This window comes from Novosphingobium sp. NFX11 (assembly GCF_057376415.1).
Genome location: NZ_CP080386.1, coordinates 147565 through 164539 on the forward strand (window position 1 = coordinate 147565; position 16975 = coordinate 164539).

Sequence of the window (16975 nt, forward strand, 5' to 3'; positions counted from 1 at the left end):
CTTCAGTCCGAAAGTGCGGGCTGGCGCAGGTCTTCGCTTGTGTCGGCGGGGTAGGCGCCGCTTTCGTCGTGGACCTCGCGGCCGGTGACGGGCGGGTTGAACACGCAGGCGCACAGGATGTCCTCAACCGGGCGAACAATGTGCTTGTCGTGGTCGTTGAGGGCATACATCACCCCGGCCTTCAATTCGTGGGTCAGTCCGGTCCCGAGGTCTTCGATCGTTCCCGACCCTTTGAGGACGAGCACGGCTTCCAGGTGGTTCTGGTAATGCATGTGCAGTTCCTCGCCGGCGTACATCGTGGTGACGTGGAACGAGAAGCCCATGCCATCGTCCTTGAGGACGAGGCGGTCGCTATGCCAGCCCTTGGACTCGACATGACGGTCGGACTTGCGGATTTCGTTGAGCTTGCGGACGAACATGTTTCTGGTTTCCTTGAATGTGTGCGGGATGGGCTCAGGCGGCGACGCCGAGCCTGCGGTCGTTCACGACCGGCGCGATCGCCTCGGCGACCGCTTCTTCGAGAATGTCCAGACCGGCCTCCAGGGTGGCATCCTCGATAACGAGCGGGGCCAGCACCTTGACGATCTCATCGTGGGCGCCGCTGGTCTCGATGATCAGGCCCTCGTTGAAGCAGGCGCCGGTGATCTTCGAGGCGATCTCGCCGGTGCCTACGTTGATGCCCCGCATCATGCCCCGGCCGCGCGTGGTCAGGCCGTGGCGCGCGGCGATGCGTTCGAGCCGGCGCTCCAGGATGCCGCCGCGCCGGGCGATGTCGTCGGCGAAGGCCGGATCGGCCCAGAATTCGCGTAGCGCGGCGGTGGCGGTGACGAAGGCGTGGTTGTTGCCCCGGAACGTGCCGTTGTGCTCACCCGGCGTGAATACATCCAGGTCCGGGCGCATGAGCGTCAGCGCGAAAGGCAGTCCCATGCCCGAGAGCGACTTGGCCAAGGTGACGATATCGGGCGTAAAGCCCAGCCCCTCGAAGCTGAAGAAGCCGCCGGTACGCCCGCAACCGGCCTGGATGTCGTCAACGATGAGCAGCGCGCCGTGACGCTTGGCCAGCGCCGCGATCTTGCGCAGCCACTGCGGTGAGGCGGCGTTGAGCCCGCCTTCGCCCTGCACAGTCTCGAACAGGAAGGCGGCCGGCGCGTCGAGCCCGCTCGACGGGTCGGCCAGGCGCTGTTCGAGCAGGTCAGCGGTGTCCACCTCCTCGCCGTAATAGCCGTCGTAAGGCTCGTGGCTGACGTGGCTGAGCGGAACACCCGCACCGCCGCGCTTACCGGCATTGCCGGTGCAGGCCAGCGCGCCCAGCGTCATGCCGTGGAAGCCGTTGGTGAAGGCGATCACCATCTCGCGCCCCGTGACCTTGCGCGCCAGCTTGATCGCCGCCTCGACCGCGTTGGTACCGGTGGGGCCTGTGAACATCGCGCGGTAGTCGAGCCCGCGCGGCTCGAGGATCACGTCCTCGAAGGCGCGCAGGAAATCGGCTTTGGCGTCAGTGTGCAGGTCGAGCGCATGGGTCACGCCGTCGGATGCGATGTAGTCCATCAGCGCGCCCTTGAGGACGGGATGGTTGTGCCCGTAGTTCAGCGAAGAGCAGCCTGAGAGGAAGTCGAGATAGCGCCCGCCTTCGTTGTCGTACATCCACACACCCTGCGCGCGGTTGAACTGGCGCGGCATCGAGCGCGAATAGCTGCGCACGGCTGATTCCCGGCGGTCGTAAATGGCGGTGTCGGGCGCAAGCGCGCTCGGCCTTGGAAGCTTCATCATGTCGGAAAATCCCTGTTTGTCAGGCTTTGAAGGTCGGCAGCGGCGTGATGCTCGCCTGCCATTCGGTTTCGTGAGCGCCGGCGAAGTGCTCGGCGCGCGTAAAGCGCTCTGCCCTGGAAAGCGTGGCGTCGTGGCGGCGCGCGAACCCGGCGAACAGGCCCCAGGAGGCATTGTTCGCTTCGGTGATTGTGGTCGTCAGCGTGGTGGCACCGCAGACGGCGGGAAGCGAAATCAGTTCGTCGAGCATACGCCCGGCCAGGCCCTCTCCGCGCGCGGAGCCGTCGACGGCGACCTGCCACACGAAAATCCGCTCCGGGTGCGAGGGGGCGGTAGCCGGAAATCCAGCCGACGATCTGCCCGCCTCTGGCCGCGACCACGCATGTCCCGGCAAAGTCGCTGCACTGCAGGAGATTGCAGTAGGCGGAATTGAGATCGAGCGGCGGGGAAGCCGCGATCAGAGCCGTGATGGCGGGACCATCTTCGGCAGTGGGGCGGCGCAGGACCAGTCGCTCGCTTTCGGCCACGGATTCGAGACCCTCGGGATTACCCCGGGGGCCAGCTTCGCTCACTTCGCATTCAAATATTACTTCACCCTCCGAAGCACGTCCGCGCGCTTGGCTGTTGCACTTTTATGGATTACTCACGAAGCAACATAGACATTTCAGGGGTTGGCGCAACCCTAGCACCCCTTGGCACTGCTAGAGGCAGCTCTGAGACCGCGCATATTCTTCGTACTGCGAAACATCTTCCGGCTTGGCGCAACCCCGCACAAACGCTAGCCGTTTGGCATGGAAACAGACCTCACTTCCCCGGCCCTTCTGGCCTTGCGAAAAATTCTTGATGCGGCCGAACTTGAAAACCGGAACATGGCTGCCGCCACGGGACTGACGCCTTCGCAGGCGCTTGTGCTGCGCCAGATCGGCGCGCACGAGACCATAACGCCAGGGGCAGTCGCCGCCGCACTTCGCTTCGGCCAGGCGACGATTACCAATATCGTCGATCGCCTCTCCGCCGCCGGACTGGTATCGCGCAGCCGGGGTGAAATCGATAAGCGGCAGGTCATCCTTCAGGCCACGCCGCTCGGCCGCGAGAAGCTGGCGCAGTCTCCTTTCCCGTTGCAACTGCGTTTCAGCCAAGGGTTTGCGCAATTGCCCGCTTGGGAGCAGGCGATGATCCTCGCGGGGCTGGAACGGTTGAACGATCTGTTGACGCCGTCGCCGCCTGAAGGGCAATCCCACGGTGCGACCGCCCAGCAAGGCTGAGGTCCGTTAACTGGACCGCACGGCGAGGCCTCGCGCCTGCTATGGACCGGAAGCATGCAGACCTCAGGTTTTGTCGGCTCCGGGTCAATGCGTGACATCGATTAGCTTACGCAAAACGACTTTCGCAACTCCCCACCGGCTCAGTCGTTGGGCGCGCAAAGGAGATGGCCAATGAGCTACGCGCGCTTTGCCCTCATGATCGCTGTCTCAACGATCGTGATGTTCGCGCTGATGTATTTCAACACCTACGCGCTCGGCCATGTGCTTTTCAGTCAGACCCGGATGTGGATGGCCCTGCTAATGGGCGCCGTCATGGCCTTGGTGATGATCTGCTTCATGTGGAGGATGTACGACAATCGGCGTCTCAACACAGCGATCGTAGCCGGCTCGGTGGTCATCGCAGCAGGTGCGCTCTGGCTGGTCCGAAGCCAGGAAACCGTCGATGACCTGGCGTGGATGAAGGCGATGATCCCTCATCACTCGATCGCGATCATGACCAGCGAACGCGCCCATATCAGAGATCCGCGCGTCCGTCTCATGGCCGACCGCATCATCGACGCCCAAGCGCGCGAGATCGCCGAAATGGAACGCGAGATCGCGCGCCTCAAAGCGAAGCCGGTGCCGCCAGGGACACCTGACATCCCTTCCTACCGCGATCGGCACGAGCCTTCACCGGCGGGGAGACCGACGCGGGGGCAGGCGTCGACACCCTTCATCCGATCCGCTGAGACCGCGACGTTCGATCGCCGCGCTGCGTCGAGGCTATTCTGATCGGGGGACAGGCGGCGATGCACCGAAGCCAGAAGGTTCCCGTATTCGCAGATGAACATCGCGCAGCGCCTGCGCATCCTTTGGGCTCGCCAATAGGGATTGCGCCCGCGCCAGAGCGTCTTCAGCTTCCAGCAAGCAATCCCTATGCGCACGAAGTTCGATGGCCGCAAGCGCGGCCAAGGACTTTTGCAGGCGAATACCCAGTTCGACGGTGCCCGCCCCATCACGTGAAAGGGGTCTATAGAGATCCTCCAGCAAGTCCCGGAATGCGAACGCCGGAACAAGGACCCCGGGGTACGGATCGTCTCTCTCTTCGGGCTCGTGGCGCAGGATCGCTGCCAGCACTCGCGTACCTGCTTCCAGCACCGCGATCGCCGTTCCCGGGTCGTTGACGGCGGACGACAAGGCCCGTGAGCCTATCTCGGAAAGAACTACGAGACCGAAGCGCGGATCATGATCAAACGCTCGGTTGTTGGAAACGGTGAAGGCGTCCCGAATGCGCTGGACCTGACGGTCGTCGAGTCTGACGGTCGTCCAGGCGATGAGGCGCGCAGGATCCACAAGTGTGCCGGGGAGAGCGGATAGGGCTATTTCGCCATCGATCTCCTTGGCGATTGCTGCCAGCTGCGGCGTGTCCACATGCGTGATCCTTCCGATCATGTCGTGATGGATGCGCGTTGCGCCGGATGGGACAGCGAGGCGCTCCTTCTCACCGAATCGAGGCCGCTGCAGCATCCCCCGCACGGCCAGCGTGGCAGCGCGCTCCACGCGCTCAATGGTATCGCCGACCCGGCCAAAGCGGGTGATGTGCTCGATCCAACGCAGGAATGTCACGATGATCAAAGCAATCACCAGGATAGTGCCGGCTAAAAGAATCACGCGGCCGGTTTCGCCATAAAGACCGGTCGATAGGGCAATGATCCCGACCACGGCGAAAAGGAAGCTGCCGAGAAACGTGGCGAGTGCATTCTGGGCGGTCGTATCGTCGACCAGGAGCTGGACAGCCCGCGGCGTAATGTTGCTTGTCGCTCCCGCATAGGCAGAAACCATCGCGGTCAACGAGAACGTCGTGACGGCCAGCATGCTCGAGGCAAGGACATTGAGGATATTGTCGACCGACTTCGCGCCGACCTTGGCCGCGAAATCGTAGGAAATCATGTGGCCCAGCAGGGCTCCGACCATGGCAAGGCCAACAGCGAACAGGCAGAACAAGGCGGCCCGGAACCACATGCGCCTTGTGAGCAAGCGCACCGCCCACTGCCATCGTTTCATTCGCTCATTCCTGCCGTCTGAAGGTCAAACCGGAAGCGACGGCAGGGCCTGATGTTCCATCGGTTGTCCGGCGGCGGAGGAGATCGGCCGGATCAGGTAAGCAGGAAAATCGCAGCGCAGGTCGCCACGCCGACGATGATGTTCATGGGCAGGCCGATCTTGACGAAATCGGCGAAGCGGTAGTCGGCGGCGGCATAGACCATAGTGTTGGTCTGGTATCCGATCGGTGTCGCAAAGCTGGCGGAGGCAGCGAACATCACGGCGATCACGAGCGGGCGCGCATCGACGCCGCTTTGCCCGGCGATGCCGATCGCGATCGGGGTCATGATGACGGCGACCGCGTTGTTGGTGACCGTCTCGGTCAGGGCGGAGGTAGCGGCGTAGATGGCAAGGATCAGTGCCAGAGGCGGTAGGCCGTCCATCCAGGGCGAAAGGGTATCCACGATCAGCTTGACGCTTCCGGCTTTCTCAAGTCCGAGCCCAAATGCCAGCATCGCGAAAATCAGGACAATCACGTTGCCGTCGATGGCCGCCCACGCCTCTTCGGCATCCAGGCATCTGGTCGCGAGCACGATGGCCACACCGAGCAGCGCGAGGGCGTAGACCGGCATCACGTTGAACGCGGCGCCAAGGATGACAAGGGCCAGGGTCAGCGCGGCGATGGGCGCCCGGTGGCGGCGGTAGCGCCGCACCCCGCTGGTATCCTCGGCGATGAAATTGGCATTTTCCCGCAACTCCAAAGCCGCCTGGTCGTCCGCGGCGACCAGCAGGCTGTCGCCAGCCCGCAAGCGCGCGTTCGCAAGGTCCGGCCCGGCAAGATGGCGCGGACGGCTGAGCCCGAGAACGCGTACGCCCAAGTTCGAGAGGAAAGGTATCTCCCGCAGCCGGCGACCAATCGCCGGGTGAGTTGGCGCCAGCGTGATCCCCACCATTCTTACCGCTTCGTCGCGTTCGTCATGGGCAAGCCTGATCGGCCGGCCGACATTCTGCAGCCCGATCATAAAGTCGTGTGAACGCGCCAGCGCATCAAGTTCGTGCGCGCTCGTCGCGACGATGATCCGGTCGGACGATAGAATCTCCTCGTCTGCCGGCACGTTGCGAACGACCTGCGAGCCGCGCTTGATCCCGACGACCTTCACGGCGCTGCGCCGCAGAGCACCGAATTCGCTGAGCGGGCGGCCCGCCGAGCCGCGGAACGTAGGAAGGAGTTCAGTGATGTACTGGCGATCGCTATCCACATCGAGTTCGTCGTCGGGGCGGTTGGGCAGGAGTTTGGGTCCAAGCACCAGAAGTGTGAGACCGCCGCTCAGAAGGGCGACCGCACCCACGGCGGTTATTTCGAAGATGCCGAAAGCCGCAAGACCGTTCTCCTGGGCAACGCCGTCCACCAGCAGGTTGGTGGAGGTACCGACGAGGGTCAGAGTCCCGCTCAGGATCGCCAGGTAAGACAGCGGGATCAGCAACCGGGTTGCGGCGATGCCCACGGTGCGGCCCAGCTTCTTGACCAGCGGGATCAGGACCATGACAACTGGCGTGTTGTTGATGAATGCCGGCGCGAGCATGGCCGTGCCCATCAGTTCGGCCACCGTGCGTCGCGGTCGCTCTCGCGCGCGGGCTATCATGAGGCTGGCTAGTGCTTCGATCGCGCCCGTCCTGATCAAGGCGCCAGACAGGATGAAGAAGGCGGCGATCGTGATCGGCGCTGGATTGGAGAAGACGGTGAGAACGTCCGCTGGAACCAAGATTCCGGTCCCGAGCATCAGTGCGGCGCCGATCAGGGCGATCACGACAGGCGGGAAGCGCTCGAGGGCGAAGGACACGAACAGCAGCACGACCATGATCAAGCCGACAAACGGCTTGGCGGCGTGCCAGATAGACATCAAACCGTCGGAGGACATCTTTGCTCCTGATAACCGTTGGGCGAGATCAACGCACGATCCGCGAGCGCGGCTTCAGGCCATCACCATGTGCTTGCCGCGGCGTTAGACTTTTCCCGGTCCGCCAGGCGCAACACGGCATAGCCCAGAAGCCCCGAGAGCAGGGAGCCTGCCAGGATCCCGATTTTTGCCTCGGACTGGAGGATGAGGTCCCCGGGAAAGCAAGAAGCGCAATGAACAGGCTCATCGTGAAGCCGATCCCGCATAGCAAAGCGACGCCAAACATCTGCATGCGGCTCGCATGGGCAGGCGCATCCGCCAGCCCGAACCGAACCGCAAGCACAGACATCCCGAAGACGCCCACCGGCTTGCCAAGCAGCAGGCCGAGTGCCACGCCAAGCGTTACTGGCGCGGCCAGCGCCTCGGCGGGCAACTGCAGCACGGGCACGCCGGCATTGGCGAGCGCAAAGAGCGGCACGATCAGGAAGCCGACCGGCAGGTGGAGGAAATGCTCGAGCCGGTGAAGCGGGCTGGTCGCATCGACGTCGGACCGGCTCGGCGTAATCTCCATCGGGATCGTCAGCGCCAACACGACGCCGGCCAGGGTCGCGTGGATGCCGGAGCGGAACACGAATACCCAAAGCATTGCGCCCAGCAGGAGATAGGGCGTCAGGCTCCTCACTCGGAAGCGATTGAGCGCGACAAGCGCCGCCACCACTCCTCCTGCGCAGGCAAGGTCGACCACCGAAAGATCGGCGGTGTAGAACAATGCGATGATGATCACCGCGCCTAGGTCGTCGATGATGGCGAGTGCGGCCAGGAAGATGCGTAGGGACGCCGGAACTCTGTTCCCCAACAGTGAGATGACCCCTAGCGCGAAAGCGATGTCGGTGGCGGCCGGGATCGCCCATCCGCGCGCCGTCGCGCCGGTATTGAAGGCATAGAACAGCAGCGCCGGCACCGCCATGCCTCCTGCGGCGGCGATCCCGGGGAGGATCCGACGCGACCACGTGGACAACTGCCCGTCGAGCATCTCGCGCTTGATCTCCAGCCCGACCAGCAGGAAGAAAACTGCCATCAGACCATCGTTGATCCAGTGGGCCAGCGAAAGCGGCCCCAGATAGACGTGCAGAACCGCCTCGTATGTGCTCGCGAGCGGAGAGTTGGCGAGCACTAGCGCCACTGCTGCCGTAGCCATGAGAACGAGACCGGCGGAAGACTGGCTATGCAAAAAGCGACGGATAGCGCTGATACGGATGCGTGGGGTGATGGCCATTGGTGCTCCGGGCGAAGTTCATCATGCGCTGGCGGCCCGACCAACGCTACGATACCTGCCCGTCTCTGAAACGGGCACCCGTGTACCCTATCGCAGCGGCGCGAGCGTGTCGCAACCTGCGCATCGGCATACTGGTGGGTAGGATTTGGAGTGTGTAACGCTTGACGACTACGATTCGTGGCCGCAGCGTTATTCTCCACGAAGAATGGCGCGCTCGGTCCTTGAATCAAACCACTGTATGAGACTGCCAGCGAGCGAGGTACTGATCTGCCCAACAGTCTGGACCGTCGCGCATCACTTCCCGTCCGGCGCCCGGATCAGATACAAGCGGTGCTGTGAATAAGGAAAGAAGCATTTACGCCCGGTATGCGCCAAAACGAGGCTTCAATCGCCCAGCTTGCAAGATAGAGACGCGCCGATCCTTGCCGAATGAGCTGCTATCCCAGCTTTTTCATGAGGCGCCCTGCGGCCCCGTGCTCTGCGGCCAGGTTGCGGTTATAGGCGAGCGGCATCCGCGGGCTCTTCCAGCGCAGGGCGTCCATGATCCCGGCGAGGTCCTCGCCGCTCGCGAACAGGTCCTGGTTGAGCCCAACCCGCGTCGAATGGCCGCTGACCCGCTTTAGCAGGTGCTCCAGGTCGTCCTTCGTCAGATCCGGCAAAGCTCCCTGGTCGAAAGCCCGCCGGATGATCGCCCGCCAGATCGGCCCGATAGAGCCCGGATGCAGAGCGGTATCGCCGAAGCTATATTCGGTGCGCGCCGGAACTGCGGGCTTGGGCAACGTCTTGCGCAGGTCCCAAATCTCCCGCCCCGATATCGTCGACAAGTCACGCCCGGGCACGCGGGCCCGCGCCTTGTAGTGCCGAACGATCACCCGCCGGAATAACGGGCCGGTAACGATGCCGGCCGCTTCCGCCCACGCTTCCACCGCACGCACGGACCGTGGACTAAGGAATGCGGTGGTCCCCTCCCCTTCGTTGTCGCCCTTGCTACGCGCGATGGCCAGCAGCCGCGCGTCGAGATCCGTTGCCGGCATGATGTGCTCCAACGTAACCGCGACGAGTTCGCTCGCCCGCAAACCCGTGTCGTACGCAAGACTGAGCAGCGCACGGTCGCGCAGCCCCATGGGATCCGCGCCGCAGCTCTCCAGCAGCGCGCGCAGATTGAGCCCCCGCGCCGGGTCGCGCTCGACATCGGAAACCGGCCCCTTGAAACGCAGCGGCGCCGCCTGGCGCTGCGCCACGCCTTTGTCGCGGCGGATCGCTGCCAGGGTAAGCTTGACCAGCGGCGCGGTGGTTGGATCGACAAGACCGAGCAACTGGTGCAGCCGGGCGATCGAGGCCTTGTAGCGCGCCAGCGAGGCGGGCTTGGCCCCCTGCCCTGCCCGGCTCTTCAAATATTCGGCCACATCCTGCGCGCGCGCCGGCAGCGTGATCCGGCGATGCTGGCGGCACCACAGATCGAAAGCGGTGAGGTCCGAGCGCAGTGCCAGCAGGGTGTGGCGCGAGGCGGCGGCCTGGAAGGCCTCGAGCAGGGGCGCGTCGATTACCACCCGCTCGGCCGTGCGCAAGGTCGTCACCAGCGGGAGCAGTGCCTGGCGGTCAGGGCTTGTCTTCCGAGGTGTCGGCGCGGCTTCAGGGCCAATACGGCCGTCGTCCGGCGGTACTACAGGGGAAAACGAGTCCGGCGGTTTAGGCACGTGTTTCCTCCCAAGCTTCTTAAAATACGCGGAAATTCGCCGTTGTCGGTTTCAGAATAAGACCGGACTGGAAAATGGCGCATTTCGTTCATTCATATTTCTAAATGCCAGCGGACTCTCGCTGTCTGAAGCATTCTTTGATAGAATAACAGTGGACTGCGCTGAGCGAGTCTCCAGCGCTTTCGTGGGCAAGGTGATGGCCGATACAGGTACTACCCTGACGCGCGCCGATGCCGGCGCATGGCGCATCGCTTGCGATCGCGAGCCGGTAATTCGTGCGCTCGTCGCGATGCCAACCCTCACCCGTTCTGCCCACCTGTGACGAAATCGTGGTGCAACGCCTTGTTGCGGGTTTTCAGCGGCTGCGGCGGAGTCCGGATTATTCTGAAAAAAGTCCGGGGTTATTCTGACACTCCGATGGGCTGCGGCGTGGAAGGCCCATGAGTCCAGCCATATTCTGATACCGACATTTCGGCGTTCTTGTCAGTTTCACCAAACCACCGGACTCGAAGCTGCTGATTTCATGTTCTTCACGTTTCCCTATACCTCCGGACCCGCGCGCAATGCCCAGGTCTTTGCAACAATACCTCCGGACTGGCCATCCAGGTTTTCGGCCCATCGGGGGATACGGCAAAACAGTTGCCCCTCAGGCAGGCGAGCAGGCGCGTATCGCTCTCCCCCAGTGAATTGGACTCGTTACCGGGGCAACCCCTTTGCGCAGCCGCGCTCGAGAAGGCCGCGCGCGTACTGGTAGAGCCCAACGAGTCCGGCGGTTTACGGACATTTCGACCGCCTAAATGGCGGCCCCGCACGGAATCCGGAGGTTTGGGGAAAACGACACCGCCACTTTAGCGCGGAAAATATGGTTATGCAATAACTGTGAACTTACGACGCCAAAGCAGTTCATTTGGCCCATACCTTGGTATTGGTCATATCGCTGACCTGGCCTGCGGTCATGAAGAAGCTGAGCAGGCGACCATTCGCATCCGTCACGGCATGAAGCTTGGTGTTCACGCCGCCTTCGTGTGCCGACCAGGCGGCCCACATCCCTTTTTTACCGCCAGGCTCGATGCCGTGCGACGCGCCTTGAGATAGGTCGCGTCGATCATCACCATCTGGCTCGGAAGCCTGGGGCGCAGCCAACCCTTCCATCATCGGTAGGAACATGCCCTTATCGCTTCACCGCTGCCTACCAACCGAAGGCTTCGGCAACGGGTTCCTAACTCAGCCAATTCAACCCATTACGGCTTTAGGCTCCAGATAGGCTTCCAAACCGAACACCCCATTTTCCCGCCCTATCCCTGACTGCTTGAAGCCGCCGAACGGAGCGTTCATTTCCATGGGCGCCGCGTTGATTATTACGCGCCCCGCGACGATCCGGTCCGCAACGGCTCGAGCGCGGCCTTCGTCGGAACCAGCAACGTACGCGTGAAGGCCATAATCTGTGTCATTGGCGATCTCTATGGCTTGGTCATCGATATCGTAGGGAATTATGCACAACACCGGACCAAAAATCTCGTCACGCGCGATTGCCATGTCGTTCCGGGCATCCGTGAAGATGGTCGGCTTGACGAACCAGCCATCTGCCGTGTTGTCGGGCCGTCCTTCGCCGCCAGCGAGCAACGTGGCGCCTTCCTTTTGGCCTTTGCGGATATAGGATTGCACTCGATCCCATTGGCGTTGGCTGACCATCGGGCCGATCGCAGTTGCAGGATCCCGAGGGTCGCCAGACTTGATCTCAGCTACCGCCGCCTTGATGCCTTCCTCAAATTCAGCAAGCCTGCTGGAGGGCACAAGGACGCGTGTGCCTGCGATGCAGGCTTGTCCATTGTTGTTGAACCCGGAACTGAGAACGAACGGGATCGCCTTAGCAAAATCGGCATCGTCCAAAATCACCATGGGTGATTTGCCACCTAATTCCAGCGTGACGCGTTTGAATGTCTCGGCGCTTGCGCGCACGATGGCACGGCCTGTCGCCGTCGAGCCAGTGAACGAGATTTTTGCGACATCAGGATTGCTGATGATTTCCGCGCCGACCACGTCGCCTCGACCATTGACGATGTTAAACACGCCAGGCGGAACACCTGCTTCATGGAAGGCTTCGATCACTATCTGGGTCTGGATGGCGCTCATCTCGCTGGGCTTGATGACGCATGTGGAACCTGACGCGATGACCATCGCCAGCTTATTCGCGATGAATCCTGCGTTGGCATTCCAGGGTGTTATCAATCCGACCACACCCAGGGGTTCCATCGATACGCGCGCGGTGCCGATCTGGCGCGTGAATTCATAAGCGGTCAGTGTCTCTGCGGCGAGCCGGAATGCGCCTACTGCGTAGTCCGCCATCCATGCGGAGCGGGTCAACGGAGCGCCATATTCCTCTATCGCTGCCTCCGTCAGGTCGGCTGTGCGGGCCTCCAGCGCATCCGCGAGTCGATGTAGAATAGCGATCCGCTCCTCCTTGTTGCTCCGTGAAAAGGCAGGGAAAGCCCGCTTTGCTGCGGCTATCGCCAGACGAGTGTCCGTCTCGTCACCGAGACGAACCCGTCCGATGACCTGCGCCGTAGACGGGTTGTGGAGATCGAACATTTCGGTGCCATGCGGGGTGGCGAATGCACCGTCGATATAGACTGTGTCGATGATCTTCATGAGATGGCTCCTTTTGTCCTCCCTGATCTAGGCTCCTTGGTTTGATTGGATAAGCGGGATAGAATGGCATGAAGTGATGCAGGATTTAGGATAATGGCAAAAACGGGATTGACTGAATATGAGGCCGCCGTAGCCGTCGGCCGTCTGGGCAGCTTCCGTGCTGCGGCGACTGACCTTGGCATGTCCGCGTCGGCGCTTAGCCACGCCATAGCGACGCTGGAGGCACGGTTGGGCATCCGCCTATTCAATCGCACCACACGGAGTGTCTCACCAACGGATGCGGGAGAGCAGTTCATCGCCCGGATCGCACCCGCGTTAGGAGACATTGTCGGTGCGATAGAGGGGATCAATGTACACAGAGACACTCCTGCGGGAACATTGCGCATCAATACGTCCGCTGGAGCCGCAAGGATGGTGCTGACGCCCATCATCCTCGAGTATCTCCGTCTCTACCCTGACATGAAGGTGGTTCTGGTGACGGAGGGGCGTCTGGTGGATATCGTGGGGCAGGGTTTTGATGCGGGAATTCGTCTGGCGGAAGCCGTTCCGCAGGATATGATAGCGGTTCCCATCGGTGGTGACGTACGCATGCTGGTGGTCGCAGCGCCATGCTATTTCAAAAATCGGACGAAGCCACAGGTTCCTGCCGACCTGCTGCATCACGAGTGCATTCGTGCGCGTATGGCTAGCGGCGCGATCTGGAGCTGGGAATTCGAACAACGAGGGGAGGCAGTCGAGATTGACGTGCCGGGCGCACTGACGTTGGACGAGATGACGCTGATGCTTGAAGCGGCGCTTGCCGGAGCGGGACTGGCCTATCTCAACGAGTGGTCAGTGCGGGAGCATGTCGCATCCGGTCGGCTGGTGCCTGTGCTTGAGGACTGGTGCCAGCCATATCCGGGGCTATGCCTATATTATCCTGGACGTCGGCATGTTCCGGCAGGCTTGCGCGCACTAATCGACCTCATCCGCCAAAAAAGACATGTTTAGGAGATATGCGAATAAACTATTGTAACGCAGCAACGATCGAGAACTTAATTAGGTTTGGAGCGCGAGTCGAAGCGCTATAGCTTCGGAAAGCAAGTCTACTGGCCGGGAGCCCGCTGCGGATGGTGGCGGGGCACCCGGTATCACTGAACCCCTACCAAAGTAGGCCAGGAAGTAACCAAGGTCGCGTGCAGACAATACGCCGGAAGAATGGCTGCGTCCCGCAAACAGCTAGATGATCCGAGCCGATGCCGCGACCCGCGGCGGTGTTCGGGAGCTTTCCATGGCCTATCTGACGACCAACCCCGCGACCGGAAAAGTCGAACGCGAATTCGACACCATTACGGAGAGACAACTCGCCGAAATCATCAATGAGAGCGCAGCCTGCTTCCATAAGGACTGGTCGAAGCGTTCCATCGAAGTCCGCGCCGGCGCCATCCGCCGCGCTGCGGAGATCATCCGCAATGAGCAGGACGAACTCGCCGCCACGATGACGCGCGAAATGGGCAAGCTAGTCGGCCAGGCGGTGGGCGAGCTGCAGCTATCCGCCGCAATCCTTGACTATTATGCCGAAACAGCGGCCGAGTTCCTTAATCCAAGGCCGCTGCCCGGGGCGCCCGGCGCAACCCTACATGCCCAGCCGCTCGGCATCCTACTAGCGGTCGAACCCTGGAATTTCCCCTTTTTCCAGTTGGCCCGCGTCGTCGGCCCCCAGTTGATGGCCGGCAATGTCGTAATTGCGAAGCATGCCAGCAATGTACCCCAATGCGCTCTCGCATTTGAATCCGTCATGCGGCGCGCGGGCATTCCCGCCGGTGCGTATGCGAACCTCTTCGTAACCACCGACCAGATAGGGTCGATCATCGACGATCCGCGCGTCCGAGGCGTCACGCTCACGGGCAGCGAGAAGGCTGGCGCCGCCGTCGCCGAACGTGCCGCACGCAACCTCAAGAAGTCCGTTCTAGAACTTGGTGGCTCCGACGCCCTGATCGTCTTGGAAGATGCACCTTTCGAAGCTACCGTGATGAACGCGATGGTCGGCAAGATGAACAACGCGGGCCAGAGCTGCGTCGCCACCAAACGCATGATCGTTGTGGGCGAGGAGCGCGGTGCCCAATTCCTACAGGCGATGATTGCGGCGATGGCGTCTCTGAAGGCCGGCGATCCACTTGACCCTGCCACCACCCTCGCCCCCTATCCTCGGAGGGAGCGCTCCAAGGACTGCTCGAGCAGATCGAGGCCGCACGCTCGAGCGGCGCGTCCGTCGTCCTTGGGGGCCACCGGGTCGACCGTGCTGGCAGCTATCTGGAACCCACGATCCTAACCGACGTGGCTCCCGACAACCCGGTCTACCGCCAGGAATTATTCGGTCCGGTGCTCATGTTCCACGTTGTCCCCGACGAGGCCTCTGCAATCGCGCTTGCAAACGACGTGCCCTTCGGCCTGGGTGGATCGGTTTTCACCGCAAATCTCGAACGCGGCGAGCGGGTCGCCTTGGCTATCGAGAGCGGCATGGCCTTCGTAAACGGACCGACCTGGTCCACGCCACAGATGCCCTTCGGCGGGATCAAGAATTCCGGCTACGGTCGGGAGCTCAGTCAACTTGGCTTCGGCGAATTTGTGAACTGGAAGTTGGTGGCGGTCGCCCCTGCCGGCTCGCTCCCTCCCGGCGCAGACGCAGCCGGTTAAGCCAGCGCCCGGTGGCGATTTTGTGGCGGCCTGGATTAGCCGGGGTGACGGCAAGCAGGATAAAGCCGTTCTAAATCGACGATCGTCTGTGATCTGAAGGTGAGAGGTCAAGCCTGACTATCGGTCAATCCGCAGTCGCAACCTTGACCGAGCCTGAAATCAGGAACTGTGGGCGAAGCTACCGGTGGCGCCAATAGGCCAGAGACAAGCGTTCGCAGATTGGCGAGGGTCACAGAAGATGGGACAAGTCTTTGGACTCGACACGGGGGATGTCCCAGCTCCTGCAGGCCATGATGTCATCCTGACCCCGCCTTAATGTTACATCAGCCTGTGGCGTACGTATGTGCGGCGCGCAGACAACTACCGTACATGACTAGCATAGACAGCCGCCTTTTCATCCTTCATTTGAGGACGATAGAGTCTTTAGATCGTAAAAGGCTGCAATGGTTCTCAAAATGACCAAGCCCGCAAGAGCGTAAACCTATACCGGTGTACAGCTAGAGGAGAACTGATGATCGGCGCTACTGATCATTTCTCAAATTGGTCATCAGGACGGTAGCTTAATGAGCCTGCTCAACTTCGCGAAAACGTCTGCGACGGACGTGGACGGCGTGCGCATACATTTCTGTACAGCGGGTTGTGAAGGCGGTCCCGTACTTCTACTGATCCACGGCTACCCCGAAATGTCGATCGCATGGCGGCGGATGGTAGCGCCGCTGACGGCGCAGGGCTATCACTTGGTCATGCCCGACCTTCGCGGCGCCGGCGGTTCAGCGCGACCGCTTACCGGATATGACAAGGGAACGATGGCAGGCGATCTGGCGGGCGTGTTGGACAGCCTGAGCATCACCGAGCCGGTGAATGTCGTAGGTCACGACATCGGCGCGATGGTGGCCTATGCGTTCGCCCGTCGCTTCCCGGAACGAACGGAGCGGCTGGCGATCCTCGCTTCGCCGGTGCCCGGGACCGACACATTCGATCACGCGTCGCGCGACGGGACAAAGGTCTGGCATTATTATTTCCACCAGGCACCAGATATTCCCGAGGCGCTAACGCAAGGTCGAGAGGCACTTTACCTCGAACGCTACTATCACGACATGGCGGTGGATCCGTATGCGATCGAGAACGAAGTTTTCGAAACCTACGTCCGCTTCTACTCGCAACCAGGCGGCATGCGAGCCGGATTCGAATTCTATCGCAACTTTCCGAAAGACGCGGCCGACAACCGGCGTTGGCACGCCGAGCAGGGACCGCTGAAGATGCCGGTCCTTGCGCTGGCTGGCGCGAGCAGCCGTTATGCCAGTTTATTGGGCCCGATGATGGAAGAAGTCGCTGAGGACGTGACCGTCGTCCCCGTACCGGGTGCCGGCCACTGGCTGCCAGAAGAAAATCCAGAGGCGATCACCGCCGCACTTATTGCCTTTATCAGTGGTCCAGCCACGATTGAAAGCAAGCCAAGAAGCCAGTGATAATAGGTTCGCCGTCGTCGCCGGTTCCCCAGTCGACATAACAGCGACTTTGCTTCCACGGCGAACCTATCATGCATAATGACGCCCGTGCTGATTAACTTCTGCACGCTGCCGCATCAGACCGCCTCGATCGTCCATGCCGCCAAACGTCGTCATCCTCTCATATTTTGAGAAGCTCCTTCTTGAAAGCATCTGATTATTGCGGTCGCTGTAGTCAATTATCTCCATCTGCAAGCGAGGCGCCGCCACGCTTAAC

The 16975-nt window shown here is 61.7% G+C and carries 11 protein-coding genes and 4 pseudogenes; 6 read left to right on the forward strand and 9 right to left on the reverse strand.

Features of this window, described 5'->3' with window-relative positions; genetic code table 11:
• Positions 1 to 2 precede the first annotated feature (2 nt).
• From KZO24_RS27240 to ectA, 3 genes and pseudogenes are all read right to left on the reverse strand, one after another.
• Positions 3 to 419: an ectoine synthase gene (locus KZO24_RS27240; RefSeq protein ID WP_486488201.1), complete on the reverse strand. Its 417-nt coding sequence runs from the start codon at positions 417 to 419 to the stop codon at positions 3 to 5.
• Between the two features lie 34 nt (positions 420 to 453).
• Positions 454 to 1770, reverse strand: coding sequence for a diaminobutyrate--2-oxoglutarate transaminase (ectB, locus tag KZO24_RS27245; protein ID WP_486488202.1), 1317 nt, complete (start codon positions 1768 to 1770; stop codon positions 454 to 456).
• Positions 1771 to 1789: 19 nt separating this feature from the next.
• Positions 1790 to 2276 (reverse strand): annotated as a pseudogene (gene ectA / locus KZO24_RS27250) (diaminobutyrate acetyltransferase).
• A 282-nt stretch (positions 2277 to 2558) separates the two neighbouring features.
• Between ectA and KZO24_RS27255 the strand changes: the two are divergent.
• Both KZO24_RS27255 and KZO24_RS27260 read left to right on the forward strand, forming a co-directional pair.
• Entirely contained in the window at positions 2559 to 3032 is a 474-nt protein-coding gene (locus KZO24_RS27255) for a MarR family winged helix-turn-helix transcriptional regulator (RefSeq protein ID WP_486488203.1), read from the forward strand.
• Between the two features lie 171 nt (positions 3033 to 3203).
• The gene (locus KZO24_RS27260) at positions 3204 to 3803 is read left to right on the forward strand and encodes a DUF305 domain-containing protein (protein WP_486488204.1); all 600 of its coding nucleotides are present in this window, start codon (positions 3204 to 3206) and stop codon (positions 3801 to 3803) included.
• On the opposite strand, the gene KZO24_RS27265 is transcribed toward KZO24_RS27260, so the two are convergent.
• The 4 genes and pseudogenes from KZO24_RS27265 to KZO24_RS27280 form a co-directional block, all read right to left on the reverse strand.
• The gene (locus KZO24_RS27265) at positions 3795 to 5075 is read right to left on the reverse strand and encodes a DUF2254 domain-containing protein (RefSeq protein ID WP_486488205.1); all 1281 of its coding nucleotides are present in this window, start codon (positions 5073 to 5075) and stop codon (positions 3795 to 3797) included. The two genes, KZO24_RS27260 and KZO24_RS27265, sit on opposite strands and share 9 nt — an antisense overlap.
• A 92-nt stretch (positions 5076 to 5167) precedes the next feature.
• Positions 5168 to 6973 carry an SLC13 family permease gene (locus KZO24_RS27270; RefSeq protein WP_486488206.1) on the reverse strand — a complete coding sequence of 602 codons (1806 nt, stop codon included), beginning with the start codon at positions 6971 to 6973 and terminating at the stop codon, positions 5168 to 5170.
• A gap of 62 nt (positions 6974 to 7035) precedes the next feature.
• Positions 7036 to 8228: pseudogene (nhaA, locus tag KZO24_RS27275) on the reverse strand (Na+/H+ antiporter NhaA).
• Between the two features lie 437 nt (positions 8229 to 8665).
• Entirely contained in the window at positions 8666 to 9805 is a 1140-nt protein-coding gene (locus KZO24_RS27280) for a tyrosine-type recombinase/integrase (protein WP_486488207.1), read from the reverse strand.
• A 304-nt stretch (positions 9806 to 10109) separates the two neighbouring features.
• Here KZO24_RS27280 and KZO24_RS27285 point away from each other — a divergent pair, with 304 nt between their 5' ends.
• Entirely contained in the window at positions 10110 to 10247 is a 138-nt protein-coding gene (locus tag KZO24_RS27285; protein WP_486488208.1) for a hypothetical protein, read from the forward strand.
• A gap of 605 nt (positions 10248 to 10852) precedes the next feature.
• Here the strand turns inward: KZO24_RS27285 and KZO24_RS27290 are convergent.
• Together KZO24_RS27290 and KZO24_RS27295 are read right to left on the reverse strand one after the other, a co-directional pair.
• A pseudogene (locus tag KZO24_RS27290) lies at positions 10853 to 11104 on the reverse strand (IS5/IS1182 family transposase); the annotation flags it as partial.
• Positions 11105 to 11158: 54 nt separating this feature from the next.
• On the reverse strand, positions 11159 to 12574 hold the full coding sequence (locus tag KZO24_RS27295) for an aldehyde dehydrogenase family protein (protein WP_486488209.1): 1416 nt from the start codon (positions 12572 to 12574) through the stop codon (positions 11159 to 11161).
• Positions 12575 to 12667: 93 nt separating this feature from the next.
• On the opposite strand from KZO24_RS27295, the gene KZO24_RS27300 reads away from it, so the two are divergent.
• The 3 genes and pseudogenes from KZO24_RS27300 (at position 12668) to KZO24_RS27310 (ending at position 16719) form a co-directional block, all read left to right on the forward strand.
• On the forward strand, positions 12668 to 13564 hold the full coding sequence (locus KZO24_RS27300) for a LysR family transcriptional regulator (RefSeq protein WP_486488210.1): 897 nt from the start codon (positions 12668 to 12670) through the stop codon (positions 13562 to 13564).
• 280 nt (positions 13565 to 13844) lie between these two features.
• A pseudogene (locus KZO24_RS27305) lies at positions 13845 to 15250 on the forward strand (NAD-dependent succinate-semialdehyde dehydrogenase).
• 563 nt (positions 15251 to 15813) lie between these two features.
• Positions 15814 to 16719, forward strand: coding sequence for an alpha/beta fold hydrolase (locus KZO24_RS27310; RefSeq protein ID WP_486488211.1), 906 nt, complete (start codon positions 15814 to 15816; stop codon positions 16717 to 16719).
• Positions 16720 to 16975 lie beyond the last annotated feature (256 nt).

Excerpts from the sequence above, each read along its gene's own strand:
- KZO24_RS27260 (WP_486488204.1), top strand. The coding sequence starts at position 3,204 with ATGAGCTACGCGCGCTTTGCCCTCATGATCGCTGTCTCAACGATCGTG.
- ectB (WP_486488202.1), bottom strand. The coding sequence starts at position 1,770 with ATGATGAAGCTTCCAAGGCCGAGCGCGCTTGCGCCCGACACCGCCATT.
- KZO24_RS27255 (WP_486488203.1), top strand. The coding sequence starts at position 2,559 with ATGGAAACAGACCTCACTTCCCCGGCCCTTCTGGCCTTGCGAAAAATT.
- KZO24_RS27270 (WP_486488206.1), bottom strand. The coding sequence starts at position 6,973 with ATGTCCTCCGACGGTTTGATGTCTATCTGGCACGCCGCCAAGCCGTTT.
- KZO24_RS27300 (WP_486488210.1), top strand. The coding sequence starts at position 12,668 with ATGGCAAAAACGGGATTGACTGAATATGAGGCCGCCGTAGCCGTCGGC.
- KZO24_RS27310 (WP_486488211.1), top strand. The coding sequence starts at position 15,814 with ATGAGCCTGCTCAACTTCGCGAAAACGTCTGCGACGGACGTGGACGGC.
- KZO24_RS27295 (WP_486488209.1), bottom strand. The coding sequence starts at position 12,574 with ATGAAGATCATCGACACAGTCTATATCGACGGTGCATTCGCCACCCCG.
- KZO24_RS27240 (WP_486488201.1), bottom strand. The coding sequence starts at position 419 with ATGTTCGTCCGCAAGCTCAACGAAATCCGCAAGTCCGACCGTCATGTC.
- KZO24_RS27265 (WP_486488205.1), bottom strand. The coding sequence starts at position 5,075 with ATGAAACGATGGCAGTGGGCGGTGCGCTTGCTCACAAGGCGCATGTGG.